Origin of the sequence: Faecalibacterium sp. DFI.5.82 (assembly GCF_029076575.1) — a bacterium.
GTDB lineage: Bacteria > Bacillota > Clostridia > Oscillospirales > Ruminococcaceae > Faecalibacterium > Faecalibacterium duncaniae.
On sequence record NZ_JARFIS010000221.1, the window covers coordinates 1 to 338 of the forward strand.

General features: G+C 65.7%; 1 pseudogene. It reads right to left on the reverse strand.

Going from position 1 to position 338, the window contains the following annotated elements:
• Positions 1–20: 20 nt before the first annotated feature.
• Positions 21–338 (reverse strand): annotated as a pseudogene (locus tag P0G09_RS16335) (5'-methylthioadenosine/adenosylhomocysteine nucleosidase); the annotation flags it as partial.

Consider the following 338-nt stretch of genomic DNA (forward strand, 5'->3'; position numbering starts at 1 on the left):
GTAAAGGCCGCTCCGGCTGCTCAGAGTGCTTCCACCATGGCCGCCACGATCCGGGTGGCGGTAGCCACGTACTCGGCGATGCTGAATTTCTTCACCACCAGCACCTCGTGGCCGTCCTCGTCGGCGGTGTCGCTCATGGCGCGCAGGATGACGCAGGGCACATCGTTCTTGGCGGCAATCTGGCTCACGGCAGCACCCTCCATCTCAACGCAGTCGGGGGCGCATTTGGCCTCAATGGCGGCCTTGGTCTCGCTGTCACCCACGAACAGGTCGCCGGTGGCGATCTTGCCGGTCTGGGCCTTGACCCCTGCCTCGGCGCAGGCTTTTTCAGCGGCGGC